Genomic DNA, 15497 nt, shown 5'->3' with positions numbered 1-15497 from the left:
CTTACCCGGCCTGCAATGCGCGGGCCAGCGCCGCCCGCGCCAGGATGCGGGTGGAGTCCAGCGTGGGCAGCGCGGAATTGCCGTCGTTCAGCACCAGCGGCAGTTCGGTGCAGCCCAGCGCCACGGCGTCGCAGCCGGCGTCGCGCAGGCGCTCGATGATGCCCTGCAGCCGCGCCACGGAGTCCGGCTTGAACACGCCGTAGACCAGTTCTTCCATGATGATGCGGCCTAGCTCCTGCCGGTCTTCCGCGGCGGGCCGCAAGCAGTCCAGGCCGCGTTCGGCGAGCTTGGCGGGGTAGACGTCGCTGTCCACCAGCCAGTGCGTGCCCAGGATGCCGATGCGGCGGCAGCCGCGCGCGGCCGCGACGGCGGCCACTTCTTCGGCGATGTGCAGCCAGGGCAGGGGAGATCGCGGCAGGACGTGGCCCAGCGCCTGATGGATGGTGTTGTCGGGGCAGATCAGGAAATCCGCGCCCGCGCGGGCCAGCTTGTCCGCGGACGACAGCATCAGCGCGCCCACCCCGGCCAGGTCGCGCCGGTCCAGGCAAGTCACATAGTCCGCCAGCGAATGCGTGTGCAGCGATATCTCCGGGTGCGCGTGCGGCCCCATGCGCTGCGCGCCTTCCGCGCACAAGGTGCGATAGCAAAGCGCCGCGCCTTCGGCGGAGCAGGCGACGATTCCGATGTGCAGCGGCGCGGCGTTCATTCGGCGGATTCCTTGTTCAAGGCCCGCGCGTGGCGGGCGATGCGGCGAAAGCTCTCGGCCATGGCGGCCTGCTGCGCCTGGGGCAACTGCGACAGGAACAGCTCGTCGATGGCCGGCCCGTAGACCTTCCACATTTCCCGCCGCAGCGCCCGCCCCTTGGGCGTGAGCCGGGCGTAGGCGGCGCGCCGGTCTTCGTCGCAGCGGAAGCGTTCGACCAGCCCGGCGGCCTCGATGCGGTCCATCAGGCGCGTGAGGTTGTAGCGCGCGATCACCATGCGCTCGGCCATCTCGAACATGCGCGCCGTGCCCTCGGGCGCGCGTTCCAGCGCCCACAGCGCGTCGTACCAGGCCAGCGGCGGGTGTCCCGCGGCCGACAGGCGCTTTTCGATTTCCTCAACCACCAGCGCATGCGCGGTCAGGAAGAGGCTCCACGCATCGGGCTTGCCCGTGGCCATGCGTTCGATTCCTTTGAAAGAAGGGGATGTGCAGCGGCAATTGTAAGTGCCGGGCGCAGCAAGCGCGCGGGCGCTTCGGGGTGAAAAAAACCCGGCGGCAGTGATTTATACCCTTTCCGTGGGCGGTCAAAAGAACCCTGCGGATTTCAAGGCGCTGATTTGACGGGACTTTTTTCTGGCACGGAATTCGCATAGGGAACTGCACCCCAACCAACCGCAACACAGGAGGGCGTTCCCATCATGGGTCCGTATCGGAAATTATGGTTCACGCTGATCGCCGTGGTGGCGATCACATTCGCATTGCTGGGCTTCTACGGCGGCGAGGTCTACCGGCAGGCGCCTCCCATTCCCGGGCACGTCGTGACGACCGACGGCCGGGCGCTGTTCGGCCGCGAGGACATCCTGGACGGCCAAACCGCCTGGCAGTCCGTGGGCGGCATGCAGCTGGGTTCGGTCTGGGGCCACGGCGCATACCAGGCGCCGGACTGGACGGCGGACTGGCTGCACCGCGAACTGATGGCCTGGCTGGACCTGGCCGCGCGCGATGAGCACGGCCAGGCCTATGCGCAGTTGCCCGCGCCCGCGCAGGCAGCCCTGCGCGAGGCGCTCAAGGCCGAGTACCGCGGCAATCGCAGCGACGCCGCCACGGACACGTTGACGATCACGCCGCGCCGCGCGCTCGCCATCGAGCAGACCGCGGCCTACTACGACCAGCTGTTCTCCGATGCGCCGGCCCTGCACCGCAGCCGCGAGAACTTCGCGATGAAGGAAAACACGCTGCCCGACGCCGCGCGCCGCACGCAGCTCACGCGGTTCTTCTTCTGGACGGCCTGGGCGGCGGCGACCGAGCGCGAAGGCAAGCCGGTCACCTACACCAACAACTGGCCGCATGAACCGCTGATCGGCAACCAGCCCAGCGCGGAAAACGTCATGTGGTCCATCATCAGCGTGGTGGTGCTGCTGGCGGGCATCGGCTTCCTGGTCTGGGCCTGGGCGTTCCTGCGCGGCAAGGAAGAGGAGGAGCCGCAGGCGCCCGCGCGCGATCCGCTCACTACCTTCGCCCTGACGCCGTCGCAGCGCGCCCTGGGCAAGTACCTGTTCCTGGTCGTGGCGCTGTTCGGCTTCCAGGTGCTGCTGGGCGGCTTCACGGCGCACTACACCGTTGAAGGGCAGAAGTTCTATGGCATCGACGTATCGCAGTGGTTCCCCTATTCGCTGGTGCGCACCTGGCACATCCAGAGCGCGCTGTTCTGGATCGCCACCGGGTTCCTGGCGGCGGGCCTGTTCCTCGCGCCGCTGATCAACGGCGGACGCGACCCCAAGTTCCAGAAGGCGGGGGTAGACATCCTGTTCTGGGCGCTGGTGCTTGTCGTGGTCGGCTCGTTCACCGGCAACTACCTGGCCATTGCGCAGATCATGCCGCCGGACCTGAACTTCTGGCTGGGCCACCAGGGCTATGAATATGTGGACCTGGGCCGGCTGTGGCAGATCGGCAAGTTCGCCGGCATCTGCTTCTGGCTGGTGCTGATGCTGCGCGGCATCGTGCCCGCCCTGCGCACGCCGGGCGGCGACAAGAACCTGCTGGCGCTGCTGACGGCCTCCGTCGGCGCGATCGGCCTGTTCTACGGCGCGGGCTTTTTCTACGGCGAACGCACGCACCTGACGGTGATGGAGTACTGGCGCTGGTGGATCGTCCACCTGTGGGTCGAAGGCTTCTTCGAAGTGTTCGCCACCACGGCGCTGGCCTTCATTTTTTCGACGCTTGGCCTGGTGTCGCGCCGCATGGCGACCACCGCCAGCCTGGCCTCGGCCTCGCTGTTCATGCTGGGCGGCATACCCGGCACGTTCCACCACCTGTACTTTGCCGGCACGACCACGCCCGTGATGGCGGTGGGCGCAAGCTTCTCGGCGCTGGAAGTGGTGCCGCTGATCGTGCTGGGACACGAGGCCTGGGAAAACTGGCGCCTCAAGACCCGCGCGCCTTGGATGGCCGACCTGAAGTGGCCGCTGATGTGCTTCGTGGCCGTGGCCTTCTGGAACATGCTGGGCGCGGGCGTCTTCGGCTTCATGATCAACCCGCCGATCTCGCTCTACTACATCCAGGGCCTGAACACCACGCCTGTCCACGCGCACGCCGCGCTGTTCGGGGTGTACGGCTTCCTGGCGCTGGGCTTCACGCTGCTGGTGCTGCGCTACATCCGTCCGCAGTATTCGCTTAGCCCCGGCTTGATGAAGCTGGCGTTCTGGGGCATGAACGTGGGCCTGGCGCTGATGATCTTCACCAGCCTGCTGCCGGTCGGCCTGATCCAGTTCCACGCCAGCGTCAGCGAAGGGATGTGGTACGCCCGCAGCGAGGCCTTCATGCAGCAAGACCTGCTGAAGACCTTGCGCTGGGGCCGCACCTTTGGCGACGTGGTGTTCCTGCTGGGCGCGCTGGCCATGGTGATGCAGGTGATCCTGGGACTCTTGAGCGCCAAGCCCTCGCTGGCCGAGCCGCGCCTGAGCCCCAAGGCGGCGCGGGGCTGACACCAAGGCGTCCGCCACTTTGCGCCAGCGCAATGTGGCGGAGCGTCGGGGCCGGTCCAATGCAAGCACAGCCCGCGCCGTTCCGGCGCGGGCGCTCCGGAGAAACTCCGCATGCGCTTCCTGCCGATCGCCGCCGCCATTTCATTGCTGTTGACTGCTTGCGGGCCCGCAGACCGGGCCCGTTCTGCATTGCCGGACCTCACGCGCCTGCCCCCTGGAGACGTCAGCTATCAGCCGCCGGGCGAGGCGCTGCGCAACGGCTATCCCGTGACGCCCGCGCCCATGACCGCGCGCCTGCCGCAGGGCGTGTCCATCATGACGCGGCAGGTCAGCCAGGCGGAGTACGCGGCGTGCGTGAAGGCCGGCGCCTGCAAGCCGCTGGACGCGGCGCAGCGCCAGGCGACGTCGCCCGAGCTGCCCGCCATCGGCATCAGCTGGACGGATGCCTCCGCCTATGCGGCATGGCTGTCGGCTTCCACCGGCCGGCGCTTCCGGCTGCCTGCCTATGCGGAATGGGTCTACGCGGCGGGCGAGGCGTATCGGGACGAGACGCCGGCGGACTTGCCCGACACCGGCGATCCGGCGGCCGGCGATCCGGCGGCCGGCGACCCGGCGGCCGGCGACCCGGCGCAGCGGTGGCTGGCCGAATACGAGCAGCAGAGCCGCCGCGGCGGACAGGCCGCCGATACCGTGGTGCGCCCGTTCGGCGCCTACGGCGTCAACGCGGCCGGCCTGAAGGACATGGCGGGCAGCGTGTGGGACTGGACCTCCGACTGCCATGCGCGGCGCGTGCTGGACGCGCCGCCGGATAGCGAGGCCCAGGGCCGCAATTGCGGCATACGCGTGGCGGCTGGCCGGCATATCGCGTACCTGCCCGATTTCATCCGCGACCCCAAGAGCGGCGCATGTTCGGTCGGCGTGCCGCCCGCCAACCTGGGCCTGCGCCTGGTGCTGGAAGACGGATAGCCGTCAAAGACGTCCCGGGCCGCGCGCGCTAGCGGGCGGCCGTCTCCGCGGGCGCGTCCACGGCCGGCGAACCGTCCCGGCAGGACAGGCAGGCGGCGCAATCCATGGCGGGCTGCGCGTGTTCGGACAGGCGGGCCAGGGCGGCGGGCGAACGGAGCACGATGCGCTTGCGACCGCTGCTCACGATGCCGCGCTGCTTCCAGTCGCTGAGCAGCCGGCTGACGGTGTGCAGCGTGGTGCCGGTCATTTCGGCGATGTCCTGGCGGGTGATGGGAAAGCTGATGCCGATGCCCTCCTGCGTGGGCTGGCCCGATTGCTGGACCAGGCGCAGAATCGCGCGCGCCACGCGTTGCTCGACCTCGTCGGTGGACAGTTCCTGGATGCGCAGATGCGCGTCCTGCAGGCGCTGCCCCATGGTTTGAAGCGCAATGGCGCCCAGCTGCGGATGGCTGGCGGTGAAGCCCTCCCAGGCGGCAGCGGGCCAGGCGAGGCAGACGCTTTCCTGCACGGCCAGCACCGTGGCGGGATAACAGGACTGCCGCATGGCGCAAGCCAGCCCGAACATGTCGCCCGGATTGACGTAGCGCACGACGACCTGCTCGCCCTCCGAGGTCAGCTGGGCCACCTTCAGGCAGCCGTGCAGCAGCACGAAGAAATGCGCGCCGTCGGCGCCCTGGCGATACGCCGCTTCACCGGCTTCAAGGCGGCAGGGCGTCGCGCCCTGTAGTGCGGCATCCAGCTGCGCATCGGACAAGGGCCTGAACAGGTCCAGGCTGCGCAGCAGGGCATGGCATAGAGGCGATGGCATGGCGATCCGCTGTGGGCGTGGAGGATTTTTCCACGCCTCGATGGTGACACCGGCGCCCTGCGCTGGCAATGCGCGCGCCGCCACAGGCTGGTCTGAAGTTTGCGCTACAGCAAAGAACGCAAGCGGCCGCGGTCCTTCAATGGAGTTGCCGACAGACTCGGCTTTGAAGAAACCGAAAGAGGAGTAGCACATGAACGCGTTGCGCCCCACCTTGCTTGCCGCGGCCCTGGTTTTCACGATGGCCGGCGGTCAGGCTTTCGCCCAGAATGCCGACAAGCTGCCGCGCGCCAAGGTCACGCTGGTTGCCCCGCCGATGGTCCACCCGCATGAGCAGGTGGCCAAGTCCGGACCGAAGGTGATCGAGTTCGTCATGACCATCGAGGAAAAGAAGATGGTGATCGACGACAAGGGCACCACCCTGCAGGCCATGACCTTCAACGGCTCCATGCCCGGCCCGACGCTGGTGGTGCACGAGGGCGACTACGTGGAGGTCACGCTGGTGAATCCCGCGTCCAACGCCATGCCGCACAACGTGGATTTCCACGCCGCGACGGGCGCGCTGGGCGGCGCCAAGCTCACCAATGTGAACCCGGGCGAACAGGCCACGCTGCGCTTCAAGGCGGACCGCAGCGGCGCCTTCGTCTATCACTGTGCGCCCGAAGGCATGGTGCCCTGGCACGTGGTGTCGGGCATGAGCGGCACGCTGATGGTGCTGCCGCGCGATGGCCTGAAGGACCCGCAGGGCAAGCCTTTGCACTATGACCGCGCCTACACCATCGGCGAGTTCGACCTCTATATCCCCAAGGACGCAAACGGCAAATACAAGGACTACGCGACCCTGGCCGAAAGCTATGGCGACACGGTGGAGGTCATGCGCAAGCTGACGCCCTCGCACATCGTCTTCAACGGCAAGGTCGGCGCGCTGACCGGCGCAAACGCGCTGACCGCGAAGGTCGGCGAGACGGTGCTGCTGATCCATTCGCAGGCCAACCGCGACACGCGTCCGCACCTGATCGGCGGCCACGGCGACTGGGTCTGGGAGACCGGCAAGTTCGGCAACCCGCCCGAGAAGAACCTGGAAACCTGGTTCATCCGGGGCGGCTCCGCCGGCGCGGCGCTCTACACCTTCAAGCAGCCGGGCGTGTACGCCTACCTGAACCACAACCTGATCGAAGCCTTTGAACTGGGCGCGGCCGGGCACATCAAGGTCGAAGGCAAGTGGAACGACGACCTGATGAAGCAGATCAAGGCGCCTGGCCCGATCCCGCGCTGATGGCCTGAGGGCAGGGCGCGGTCCGCGCCTTGCCGCTATCCCCCAACCTGTAGCCGTGAGTCTTCGCCATGCCCAAACTTGCCCGAATCGCATTTGCCGCCGCCCTGGCCAGCCTGCCTCTTCCGCAAGCCGCGGCGGATACCCAGGCCTTCGTCAATCCCGCCGGGGAAAAACTCTACAAGTCGGCCTGCGTCGTGTGCCACGCCAGCGGCGCGGCCAACGCGCCCAAGCTGGGCGACAAGCAGGCCTGGTCGCCGTTCCTGGCGCAGGGCGCGGATGCGCTGATGGCCACCGTGCTCAAAGGCAAGGGCGCCATGCCGCCGCGCGGCGGCTCGGCGGCGGACGAGGCCACGTTGCGCGCCGCGGTGGAATACATGATGGCCGCGGCCAGGTAGCGCGGGCCCGGCAAGTTGAATAGTTGCACTTGCAATTGTTCAGAATCCTCCATACGATTGCAATTGCACATGATGCAATTGCAATTCACGATGTGAAACGATGGCGCCGACGCAGATCGCCCGAGCGCCGCCTGCACACCCCAAAGGAGGACGCCCATGGATACCCCGATCGACCCGACCGACGCCGACCCGCAGGAAACCCAGGAGTGGCTGGAGGCCATGCAGGCCGTGCAGGCCCACGCCGGCCTGCCGCGCGCGCACTACCTGCTGGACCAGCTGATCAACCAGGACCGCGCCGCCAACGGGCGCTATGTCGCCCCGGGCGCCACGCCCTACGTCAACACGATCGGGCCGGCGGCGCAGGGCGCGTTCCCCGGCGACATGGGCATCGAGCTGCGGCTGGACGCCTACCTGCGCTGGAACGCCATGGCCATGGTGCTGCGCGCGGGCAAGACCTCCGGCGTGGGCGGGCATATCGCCACCTACGCATCGGCCACGACGCTGTACGAAACCGGCTTCCGGCATTTCTTCCGCGCCGCCTCGCCCGGTTTCCTGGGCGACATGCTCTACATCCAGGGGCATTCGGCGCCGGGCATCTATGCGCGCGCCTATCTGGAAGGCCGCATCTCGGAAGCCGAGCTGGACCGCTTCCGCCGCGAGATCGGCGGGGGCGGCCTGGCGTCCTATCCGCACCCGCGCACCATGCCCGGCTTCTGGCAGTTCCCCACGGTGTCGATGGGGCTGGGTCCGCTCATGGCCGCCTATCAGGCGCGCTACATGCGCTATCTGGAAGACCGCGAACTGATCCCCGCGCAAGGCCGCAAGGTGTGGGGCTTCCTGGGCGACGGCGAGCAGGACCAGCCCGAGACGCTGGCCGCGGTGGCGATGGCCGGGCGCGAGAAGCTGGACAACCTGATCTTCGTGGTCAACTGCAATCTGCAGCGCCTGGACGGCCCGGTGCGCGGCAACGCCAAGATCATCCAGGAACTGGAGAGCGTGTACCGCGGCGCGGGCTGGAACGTGATCAAGGTGATCTGGGGCGCCGGCTGGGACGCGCTGCTGGCGCGGGACCACGACGGGCGCCTGCGCCGGCGCATGATGCAGTGCGTGGACGGCGAGTACCAGGTCTACAAGGCGCGGGGCGGCGCCTATGTGCGCGAGCATTTCTTCGGCGCGGACCCGGTGCTGCTGGAGCGCGTGGCGCACCTGAGCGACGACGAGATCGGCGCGCTGAACCGGGGCGGGCACGATCCGGCCAAGGTCTACGCGGCCTATGCCGCGGCCGTGTCGCACGCGGGCCAGCCCACCGTCATCCTGGCCAAGACGGTCAAGGGCTACGGCATGGGCGCGGCGGGCGAGGCCGCCAACACCAACCACCAGCAAAAGAAGATGGGCGACCCGGCGGTGCGCGCCTTCCGCGACCGCTTTGCCATTGCCGTGCCGGACGAGCAGCTGGAGCAGATCCCCTACATCAAGCCCGCGCCCGGCAGCGCCGAGCAAGCGTATTTCGACGCCGCCATCGCGCGGGCGGGCGGCCACCTTCCGCGCCGTCCTGCCGGCCCCGGCCCGCTGGCCGTGCCGCCGCTGGACGCCTTCGCCGCCCATCTGAGGGGCAGCGACGGGCGCGAGTTCTCCACCACCATGGCGTTCGTGCGGGTGCTGTCGCAGTTGCTGAAGGACCCGGCCGTCGGCCGGCGCGTCGTGCCCATCGTGCCGGACGAGTCGCGCACCTTCGGCATGGACGGCATGTTCCGGCAGGTGGGCATCTATTCGCACGTGGGGCAGCTCTACACGCCGCAGGATGCCGACCAGCTGAGCGTCTACCGCGAAGACCGGCAGGGCCAGATCATGCAGGAAGGCATCAACGAGTCCGGCGCCATGTCCTCGTGGATCGCCGCGGCCACCGCCCACAGCACGCACGGCGTGGCCACCATTCCGTTCTACATCTTCTATTCGATGTTCGGCTTTCAGCGCGTGGGCGACCTGGCCTGGGCGGCCGGCGACATCCGCGCGCGCGGTTTCCTGCTGGGCGCGACCTCGGGGCGCACCACGCTGGAAGGCGAAGGCCTACAGCATGACGACGGGCACAGCCATGTGCTGGCCTCCGTCATCCCCTCGTGCGTGGCGTACGACCCGGCCTACGCCTACGAGATCGCGGTGATCGTGCAGGACGGCATGCGCCGCATGTGCCAGGACGAAGAAGACGTCTTCTACTACCTGACCCTGATCAACGAGAAGACCGCGCATCCGCCCATGCCGGACGGCGCCGAAGAGGGCATCGTCCGCGGCATGTATCGCCTGCGGGAAGGCGCGCCCGGCCCGCTGCGGGTGCAATTGCTGGGCAGCGGCGCCATCCTGAGCGAGACGCTGGCGGCGGCCGGCCTGCTGCTGCAGGACTTCGGCGTGTGCGCCGATGTCTGGAGCGTCACCAGCTATACGGAGCTGCGCCGCGACGGCCAGGAGGCCGAGCGCTGGAGCCGGCTGCATCCGCTGGAGCCGGCCCGGCGCGGCTTTGCCGAAACCCGCCTGGCGTCAAGCGCGGGGCCTATCGTGGCCGCCACCGACTACATGAAGACGGTGGCTGAGCAGATCCGCCCGTTCGTGGCGGGGCGGCGCTATGTGACGCTGGGCACGGACGGCTTCGGCCGTTCGGATACGCGCCAGACCCTGCGGGCGTTCTTCGAGGTGGACCGCCATCACATTGCGCTGGCGGCCCTGAAGGCCCTGGCGGACGACGGCCTGATCCCGTCCGACCGGGCGGCCGAGGCCATCCGGCGCTACGGCATCGACCCGGAGGCGGTGTCCGCGGCCCTGCCTTGAGCCGCGCTAGACCCGGCGCGCCAGCATGGCCCAGATCCCGGCGGCGGACAGCATGGCGCCGCCGCCCAGGTTGAAGCCGCGCTGCGCCCGGGGCGAGGCCAGCATGCGCCGGGCCGAGCCCGCGAACACCGCGTAGGCGGTGGCGTTGATGCCGGCGCAGGCGACGAAAGTGGCCGACAGCATCCAGAGCTGCCGCGTCACGTCGCCCGCCGGGTCGATGAACTGCGGCAGGAAGGCGACGAAGAAGATCATGCCCTTGGGGTTCAGCGCGGTGACCAGGTAGGTGTTGGCGAACAGCCTCCAGCGCGACCCGGCGGCGGTCGCCTGGGGCAGGGTGGCCGGCGATACGCCGGCGCGCAGCAGCTTGTAGCCCAGGTACAGCAGATACAGGCCGCCTGCGGTCTTGACCACCGTGAACCAGAATGCCGACGCCGCGAGCAGCGCGCCGAGCCCCAGCAGCGACAGCACCAGGGCGGTGGAGTCGCCCAGCGCCACGGCCAGCACCAGGGGCAGCCGGGCGCCCTTGCCGTGCGTGATGGAATAGCTGATGACGGTCAGGATGGTGGGGCCGGGCAACATCACGAGCAGGGCCGAGGCGCCCAGGAAGGCCAGCCAGGTTTCCAGCGACATGGGTCGAACTCCAGGGTAGGGGGCGGCGGCGCGTCGCCGCCAGCCTGCGGCCACTGTATCGCAACCCTCGCCGCCTGCAAACCAGGGCGGTGCGGCGGCCGCCGCCGGGTGGTGTTAAATACAGCTTCCCGGACAGTGAACGCGGGGCCGCAGGGCCGCGCGAAGGAAACAACATGGCATTCGATTTTGATCTGTTTGTGATCGGCGCAGGCTCCGGCGGCGTGCGCGCGGCCCGTTTCGCGGCAGGCTTCGGCGCGCGCGTCGCGGTGGCGGAAAGCCGCTACCTGGGCGGCACCTGCGTCAACGTGGGCTGCGTGCCCAAGAAACTGCTGGTCTACGGCGCCCACTACAGCGAGGACTTCGAGCAGGCCCACGGCTTCGGCTGGACCGCCGGGCAGCCGAAGTTCGACTGGCCCACGCTGATCGCCAACAAGAACCGCGAGATCGAGCGCCTGAACGGCATCTACCGCAACCTGCTGGTCAATAGCGGCGTCACGCTGCTGGAAGGCCACGCCCGCATCGTGGACCCGCACACGGTCGAGATCAACGGCAAGACCCACACCGCCGCCAACATCCTGGTCGCGACGGGCGGCTGGCCCCAGTCGCCGGACATTCCGGGCAAGGAACACGCCATCACCTCCAACGAGGCCTTCTTCCTGAAGGCCCTGCCGCGCCGCGTGCTGGTGGTGGGCGGCGGCTACATCGCCGTCGAGTTCGCTTCCATCTTCAATGGCATGGGCGCGCAGACCGTCCTGTCGTATCGCGGCCCGCTGTTTCTGCGCGGCTTCGATCAGAGCGTGCGCGAACACCTGCGCGACGAGCTGGTCAAGAAAGGCATGGACCTGCGTTTCCATACCGTCGTCACCCGCATCGACAAGCAGCCGGACGGCTCGCTGGCCGCCACGCTGCAGGACGGCTCGATCGTCGAGACCGACTGCGTGTTCAACGCCACCGGCCGCCGTCCGATGCTGGACAACCTGGGCCTTGAGAACACCGGCGTCAAGCTCAAGAAAGACGGCTTCATCGAGGTGGACGACGAATACCGCACGGCCGAGCCGTCCATCCTGGCCATCGGCGACGTGATCGGCCGCGTGCCGCTCACGCCCGTCGCGCTGGCCGAAGGCATGGCGGTGGCGCGCCGCCTGTTCCGTCCCGAGGAATACCGCAAGGTGGACTACAAGCTGATTCCCACCGCGGTGTTCAGCCTGCCGAACATCGGCACCGTCGGCATGACGACCGAAGAGGCGCGCGAGGCCGGCCACGAGGTCAAGCTGTTCGAAAGCCGCTTCCGGCCCATGAAGCTGACGCTGACCGAGTCGCAGGAAAAGACCCTGATGAAGCTTGTCGTGGACGCCAAGACCGACCGCGTGCTGGGCGTGCACATGGTCGGTCCGGACGCGGGCGAGATCCTGCAGGGCATCGCGGTGGCGCTGAAGGCCGGCGCGACCAAGCAGGTGTTCGACGACACCATCGGCATCCACCCGACGGCCGCTGAAGAGTTCGTGACGCTGCGCACGCCCGTCGCGCAGTAAGGCGCCGGGGATCGGACGCTACAGGCGTTCGATCATGGCGCGCGCCGCGGCCGGCGCGCGCTCTTTCGCCCCATTGATGAAGTACGCATAGACGTCCTGCGGCCGCGCCGCGGCGGCGGGCGTCCGCTGCCCGACGCGGGGCAGGTCGGCCGGATCGGCGCCGCGCGCCCAGGCGCGCAGGCGGTCGGCCCAGGCATCCAGCGCCTTGGGCGCATAGCCCGCCTTGAACGCGGCGCTGGCGCGCATCAGCCGCGCATAGACGAAGTCCGCTGTTTTGTCGGCGATCGACGGGTAGTCTTCGCTATCGGTATAGACGGTCGCGGCGCGGTGCCGGCGGGCCAGCTCGATGTATTCGTCGCAGGCGAAACTGGGATGGCGCACATCCAGCGCATGCCGCAGCGGCAGGCCGTCCAGCTTGTCCGGCAAGAGCGCCAGGAAGGCGCCGAAGTCTTCGGCGCTGAAGACCTTGGTGGGCGCGAACTGCCAGACGATGGGCCCGAGCTTGGGACCCAGCTCGGCGATGCCGCTGTGCAGGAATCGCTCGATCGAGTCCTTCGCGCCCGCCAGTTCGCGGCGGTTGGTCGCATAGCGCGACGCCTTCAGCGAAAAAACGAAATCCTCGGGCGTTTCGTCCCGCCACTTGGCGAAGGTGGCCGGCTTCTGGGTGCTGTAGTAGGTGCCGTTGATCTCGATGGCGGTGAGCTGCCGGCTGGCGTATTCCAGCTCCCGCGCGTGCGCCAGCCCTTCGGGGTAGAAGACGCCGCGCCAGGGCGCGTAGGTCCAGCCTCCAATGCCGACCCGGATGGCGGCGGGCCGGTCCCCAGGGGACGGATGGCGTTGCGGCATGTGGAGTCCTCCAGGCAGACCAGGGTAGGGGACCACTGTATCGCCCGCGCCACTCGCCGGTAAACCCCGGCAAGAAAAATCCCCTGTTCCGGTACAGTTTTGGGATAAGGTGTGCATTCACAATCCGACTACCTTCCGGCGCCCGCCGGCTCATCATGCCCGACCTGACTCATTTGCTGACGTTCGCCCTGGTTGCGCTGGGCATGGTGCTCACGCCCGGGCCCAACATGATCTACCTGGTGTCGCGCTCCATCTCGCAGGGCCCGCAGGCGGGCCTGATTTCGCTGGGCGGGGTGGCGGTGGGGTTCATTTTCTATGTGGCCTGCGCGGCGTTCGGCATCACGGCCCTGCTCATGGCCGTTCCCTACGCCTATGACGCGCTGCGCGTGGGCGGCGCCCTGTACCTGCTGTATATGGCGTGGCAGGCGATCCGTCCCGGCGGCCGTTCGCCGTTCCAGGTGCACGACCTGCCCAAGAGCAGCCCGCGCCAACTGTTCACGATGGGGCTGGTGACCAATCTGCTGAATCCCAAGATCGCCGTCATGTATGTGTCGCTGCTGCCGCAGTTCATCCAGCCCGACCACGGCAGCGTGTTCACGCAGTCGCTGGCGCTGGGCATGACGCAGGTGGTGATCAGCCTGTCGGTGAACGCGCTCATCGCCATCATGGCGGGCTCGATCGCCGGCTTCCTGGCGGGCCGTCCTCTGTGGATGGTGCTGCAGCGCTGGCTGATGGGCACGGTGCTGGCCGGCCTGGCGGTGCGCATGCTTGTGGATACCCGCCGCTGATGCAGAGCCAGGACGGTTTCTTTGCCTCGCTGGGCGGCATGCTCGGCGAAGGCTTGCGCGCGATTGTCGCGGGGATCAAATGGCTGCTGGGCGGCTTGGGGAGCGCCTTGGGGGATTTCTATTCCGGGCTTGCGGGCGCGATGGGGATGAGTCCGTCGATATTCAATCTTGTCTTGCTGGCGCTGGGGTTGATGTTTCTGTGGGCGGCGGTTAAAGCGTTGCTGCGGCGGTCTGTGATTGGGTTCTTGTTTTGGTTGCTTATGACGTTGTTGGTGTTGGGCGGGTTGGTGGATTGATGTCCTTGGACTGGTGCTTCGTCTTGTGTCGTTGCGCTGACGCTTGTCTGGGGTCTGGGTGTCTGACACCCCTGAGGCGCCGGGGCAGGTGGACGTGCGTCTCACGCGGGTGTCAGACACCGGTGCACGCGCGCTGAAGCTTGTCTGGGGTCTGGGTGTCTGACACCCCTGAGGCGCCGGGGCAGGTGGACGTGTGTCTCACGCGGGTGTCAGACACCGGTGCACGCGGGTGTCAGACACCGGTGCGTGGGCTTATCTTTCCATGGCGTCTGGGGCTTCGGAACGCTGGCGCTCCATCAAGCGGCGATTGATCGCTTCGACGAACCTGTTGCCGTTCGCGACTGAACCTAGGCTGATCTCGCGGGTCTTGGTGAAGCGATGGTCGACCCAAATACGATAGGATTTGAACGCCCAGGCGAAAAAGCCGGGGAGAAAGTAGGCGCTGTCCACGTCGCGCCAGTGCACGCCGTTCGTGCCCTTGGTCCACGGGAGGATTCCGACGCTTACCCAGATGCCTTGGTCATTCAGATAGAGCTTGACCGCCCGGCGTGAGAGAAATCCGCCGATCCATACGAACAGCCAGAACACGAAGAAAGCGACCCCCGCCCAGGGCTTCCAATCGTAGATCGCGGCGGTGAACGACCAGCAGAACAAGACGAAAAGGGTAGGGATGACGTAGGCTGTCCAAGACAGCCGGTACGAATCTTTAGCGCCGTTGTTCAGATACTGCAAATACCCGATATCTTGATCCATGCTTCTAAAGCGTAGGCGCCTCGCCACGTGCAGCCACGAGATCGACTGCGTGCGAAGCCCTATCTTCTCTCCGAAAGGGTGGTTTTGCGCCGCAAACGGAAACGGGTGGTGGATAGCGCATAGCGGATATTCACGCCCCCCGTCGCGGCGGTTGGAGTATCCAGATGCCGTCTGGACTTAGCCAGCCATTTTGGTCATTTCCCGGCATCGAAGATATCGAATAAGTCTGATTTTTCATCGGCGACGCCAATGCTGATCCATCCGCCCAACTTTCTGAAGACCATGCCGCACGAGTCAGACAGCGGCAGAGAATTCCAGCGGCACCCATCGCCATTTCAACCCCAGTGCCCGATGGGCGGCGCGCGCGTATAGGCCTGCATGCGCAAGCGGTTCGCCGCCGCGCGCCGCCCATCACCGCCCCTCCCCCGGGACTGCGGCGCCATTAGCAAGCCAACAGACGCATTCGCGCAAGCGACCACCGCACCAACGACCCAACGCCCCTATGCCGAATGCTGCCGCCCGCGCGGCTGCATTTCGGCGACCCCGCGGATTCCCCGCCCTGACCACAGGTCTAACAGCGCAGCAAACCCAGACACTCGTAGCCCGGCGGCGCGGGCGGTGGGGCTGCGAGCAACCTCCATGCGCCCGAGGGAATCTGAAGGCAGTCGCCGAAGGCGACAACGAAGATGACGAGGGGGCAGTC

The 15497-nt window shown here is 67.6% G+C and carries 14 protein-coding genes; 8 read left to right on the top strand and 6 right to left on the bottom strand.

Annotated elements, in window-relative coordinates:
* Position 1: 1 nt before the first annotated feature.
* Together ACFWP0_RS26000 and ACFWP0_RS25995 are read right to left on the bottom strand one after the other, a co-directional pair.
* Positions 2 to 706, bottom strand: coding sequence for an aspartate/glutamate racemase family protein (locus ACFWP0_RS26000; RefSeq protein WP_377847100.1), 705 nt, complete (start codon positions 704 to 706; stop codon positions 2 to 4).
* Complete coding sequence (locus ACFWP0_RS25995) at positions 703 to 1161, bottom strand: MarR family winged helix-turn-helix transcriptional regulator (protein ID WP_377847098.1); 459 nt, start codon at positions 1159 to 1161, stop codon at positions 703 to 705. Before ACFWP0_RS25995 ends, ACFWP0_RS26000 begins: the two co-directional genes overlap by 4 nt.
* 240 nt (positions 1162 to 1401) lie before the next feature.
* Between ACFWP0_RS25995 and ACFWP0_RS25990 the strand changes: the two genes are divergently transcribed.
* Both ACFWP0_RS25990 and ACFWP0_RS25985 read left to right on the top strand, forming a co-directional pair.
* On the top strand, positions 1402 to 3687 hold the full coding sequence (locus ACFWP0_RS25990; protein ID WP_377847096.1) for a nitric-oxide reductase large subunit: 2286 nt from the start codon (positions 1402 to 1404) through the stop codon (positions 3685 to 3687).
* A gap of 111 nt (positions 3688 to 3798) precedes the next feature.
* Positions 3799 to 4653 (top strand): formylglycine-generating enzyme family protein, encoded by an 855-nt coding sequence (locus tag ACFWP0_RS25985; RefSeq protein ID WP_377847094.1) that lies wholly within the window; start codon positions 3799 to 3801, stop codon positions 4651 to 4653.
* Between the two features lie 28 nt (positions 4654 to 4681).
* Here ACFWP0_RS25985 and ACFWP0_RS25980 read toward each other — a convergent pair whose 3' ends face one another.
* Positions 4682 to 5461 carry a Crp/Fnr family transcriptional regulator gene (locus tag ACFWP0_RS25980; protein ID WP_377847092.1) on the bottom strand — a complete coding sequence of 260 codons (780 nt, stop codon included), beginning with the start codon at positions 5459 to 5461 and terminating at the stop codon, positions 4682 to 4684.
* A 190-nt stretch (positions 5462 to 5651) separates the two neighbouring features.
* Between ACFWP0_RS25980 and nirK the strand changes: the two genes are divergently transcribed.
* The 3 genes from nirK to aceE all read left to right on the top strand — a co-directional run bounded on the left by nirK (position 5652) and on the right by aceE (position 9949).
* Positions 5652 to 6734: a copper-containing nitrite reductase gene (gene nirK, locus ACFWP0_RS25975; protein WP_377847091.1), complete on the top strand. Its 1083-nt coding sequence runs from the start codon at positions 5652 to 5654 to the stop codon at positions 6732 to 6734.
* A gap of 68 nt (positions 6735 to 6802) precedes the next feature.
* On the top strand, positions 6803 to 7129 hold the full coding sequence (locus ACFWP0_RS25970) for a c-type cytochrome (protein WP_377847089.1): 327 nt from the start codon (positions 6803 to 6805) through the stop codon (positions 7127 to 7129).
* A gap of 156 nt (positions 7130 to 7285) precedes the next feature.
* Positions 7286 to 9949, top strand: coding sequence for a pyruvate dehydrogenase (acetyl-transferring), homodimeric type (gene aceE, locus ACFWP0_RS25965; protein ID WP_377847087.1), 2664 nt, complete (start codon positions 7286 to 7288; stop codon positions 9947 to 9949).
* A gap of 6 nt (positions 9950 to 9955) precedes the next feature.
* On the opposite strand, the gene ACFWP0_RS25960 is transcribed toward aceE, so the two are convergent.
* A complete protein-coding gene (locus ACFWP0_RS25960; RefSeq protein WP_377847085.1) occupies positions 9956 to 10579 on the bottom strand; it encodes a LysE family translocator in 624 nt (207 codons plus the stop codon).
* A 173-nt stretch (positions 10580 to 10752) separates the two neighbouring features.
* Here ACFWP0_RS25960 and gorA point away from each other — a divergent pair, with 173 nt between their 5' ends.
* Entirely contained in the window at positions 10753 to 12111 is a 1359-nt protein-coding gene (gorA, locus tag ACFWP0_RS25955; protein ID WP_377847083.1) for a glutathione-disulfide reductase, read from the top strand.
* Positions 12112 to 12129: 18 nt separating this feature from the next.
* Here gorA and ACFWP0_RS25950 read toward each other — a convergent pair whose 3' ends face one another.
* On the bottom strand, positions 12130 to 12957 hold the full coding sequence (locus ACFWP0_RS25950; RefSeq protein ID WP_377847081.1) for a DUF72 domain-containing protein: 828 nt from the start codon (positions 12955 to 12957) through the stop codon (positions 12130 to 12132).
* A gap of 155 nt (positions 12958 to 13112) precedes the next feature.
* Here ACFWP0_RS25950 and ACFWP0_RS25945 point away from each other — a divergent pair, with 155 nt between their 5' ends.
* The gene (locus ACFWP0_RS25945; RefSeq protein WP_377847080.1) at positions 13113 to 13745 is read left to right on the top strand and encodes a LysE family translocator; all 633 of its coding nucleotides are present in this window, start codon (positions 13113 to 13115) and stop codon (positions 13743 to 13745) included.
* Positions 13745 to 14041, top strand: coding sequence for a hypothetical protein (locus tag ACFWP0_RS25940; protein ID WP_377847078.1), 297 nt, complete (start codon positions 13745 to 13747; stop codon positions 14039 to 14041). The genes ACFWP0_RS25945 and ACFWP0_RS25940 overlap by 1 nt, the downstream gene beginning before the upstream one ends.
* Positions 14042 to 14293: 252 nt before the next feature.
* Here ACFWP0_RS25940 and ACFWP0_RS25935 read toward each other — a convergent pair whose 3' ends face one another.
* Positions 14294 to 14794: a hypothetical protein gene (locus ACFWP0_RS25935; protein ID WP_377847076.1), complete on the bottom strand. Its 501-nt coding sequence runs from the start codon at positions 14792 to 14794 to the stop codon at positions 14294 to 14296.
* Between the last annotated feature and the right edge of the window lie 703 nt (positions 14795 to 15497).

Origin of the sequence: Achromobacter sp. NPDC058515 (assembly GCF_042721735.1) — a bacterium.
Classification (GTDB): Bacteria; Pseudomonadota; Gammaproteobacteria; order Burkholderiales; family Burkholderiaceae_B; genus Achromobacter.
Note: the sequence above shows the minus strand (reverse complement) of the source record. Positions and strands in the feature narration are given on the sequence as shown.

Excerpts from the sequence above, each read along its gene's own strand:
- ACFWP0_RS26000 (WP_377847100.1), bottom strand. The coding sequence starts at position 706 with ATGAACGCCGCGCCGCTGCACATCGGAATCGTCGCCTGCTCCGCCGAA.
- ACFWP0_RS25995 (WP_377847098.1), bottom strand. The coding sequence starts at position 1,161 with ATGGCCACGGGCAAGCCCGATGCGTGGAGCCTCTTCCTGACCGCGCAT.
- ACFWP0_RS25990 (WP_377847096.1), top strand. The coding sequence starts at position 1,402 with ATGGGTCCGTATCGGAAATTATGGTTCACGCTGATCGCCGTGGTGGCG.
- ACFWP0_RS25985 (WP_377847094.1), top strand. The coding sequence starts at position 3,799 with ATGCGCTTCCTGCCGATCGCCGCCGCCATTTCATTGCTGTTGACTGCT.
- ACFWP0_RS25980 (WP_377847092.1), bottom strand. The coding sequence starts at position 5,461 with ATGCCATCGCCTCTATGCCATGCCCTGCTGCGCAGCCTGGACCTGTTC.
- nirK (WP_377847091.1), top strand. The coding sequence starts at position 5,652 with ATGAACGCGTTGCGCCCCACCTTGCTTGCCGCGGCCCTGGTTTTCACG.
- ACFWP0_RS25970 (WP_377847089.1), top strand. The coding sequence starts at position 6,803 with ATGCCCAAACTTGCCCGAATCGCATTTGCCGCCGCCCTGGCCAGCCTG.
- aceE (WP_377847087.1), top strand. The coding sequence starts at position 7,286 with ATGGATACCCCGATCGACCCGACCGACGCCGACCCGCAGGAAACCCAG.
- ACFWP0_RS25960 (WP_377847085.1), bottom strand. The coding sequence starts at position 10,579 with ATGTCGCTGGAAACCTGGCTGGCCTTCCTGGGCGCCTCGGCCCTGCTC.
- gorA (WP_377847083.1), top strand. The coding sequence starts at position 10,753 with ATGGCATTCGATTTTGATCTGTTTGTGATCGGCGCAGGCTCCGGCGGC.
- ACFWP0_RS25950 (WP_377847081.1), bottom strand. The coding sequence starts at position 12,957 with ATGCCGCAACGCCATCCGTCCCCTGGGGACCGGCCCGCCGCCATCCGG.
- ACFWP0_RS25945 (WP_377847080.1), top strand. The coding sequence starts at position 13,113 with ATGCCCGACCTGACTCATTTGCTGACGTTCGCCCTGGTTGCGCTGGGC.
- ACFWP0_RS25940 (WP_377847078.1), top strand. The coding sequence starts at position 13,745 with ATGCAGAGCCAGGACGGTTTCTTTGCCTCGCTGGGCGGCATGCTCGGC.
- ACFWP0_RS25935 (WP_377847076.1), bottom strand. The coding sequence starts at position 14,794 with ATGGATCAAGATATCGGGTATTTGCAGTATCTGAACAACGGCGCTAAA.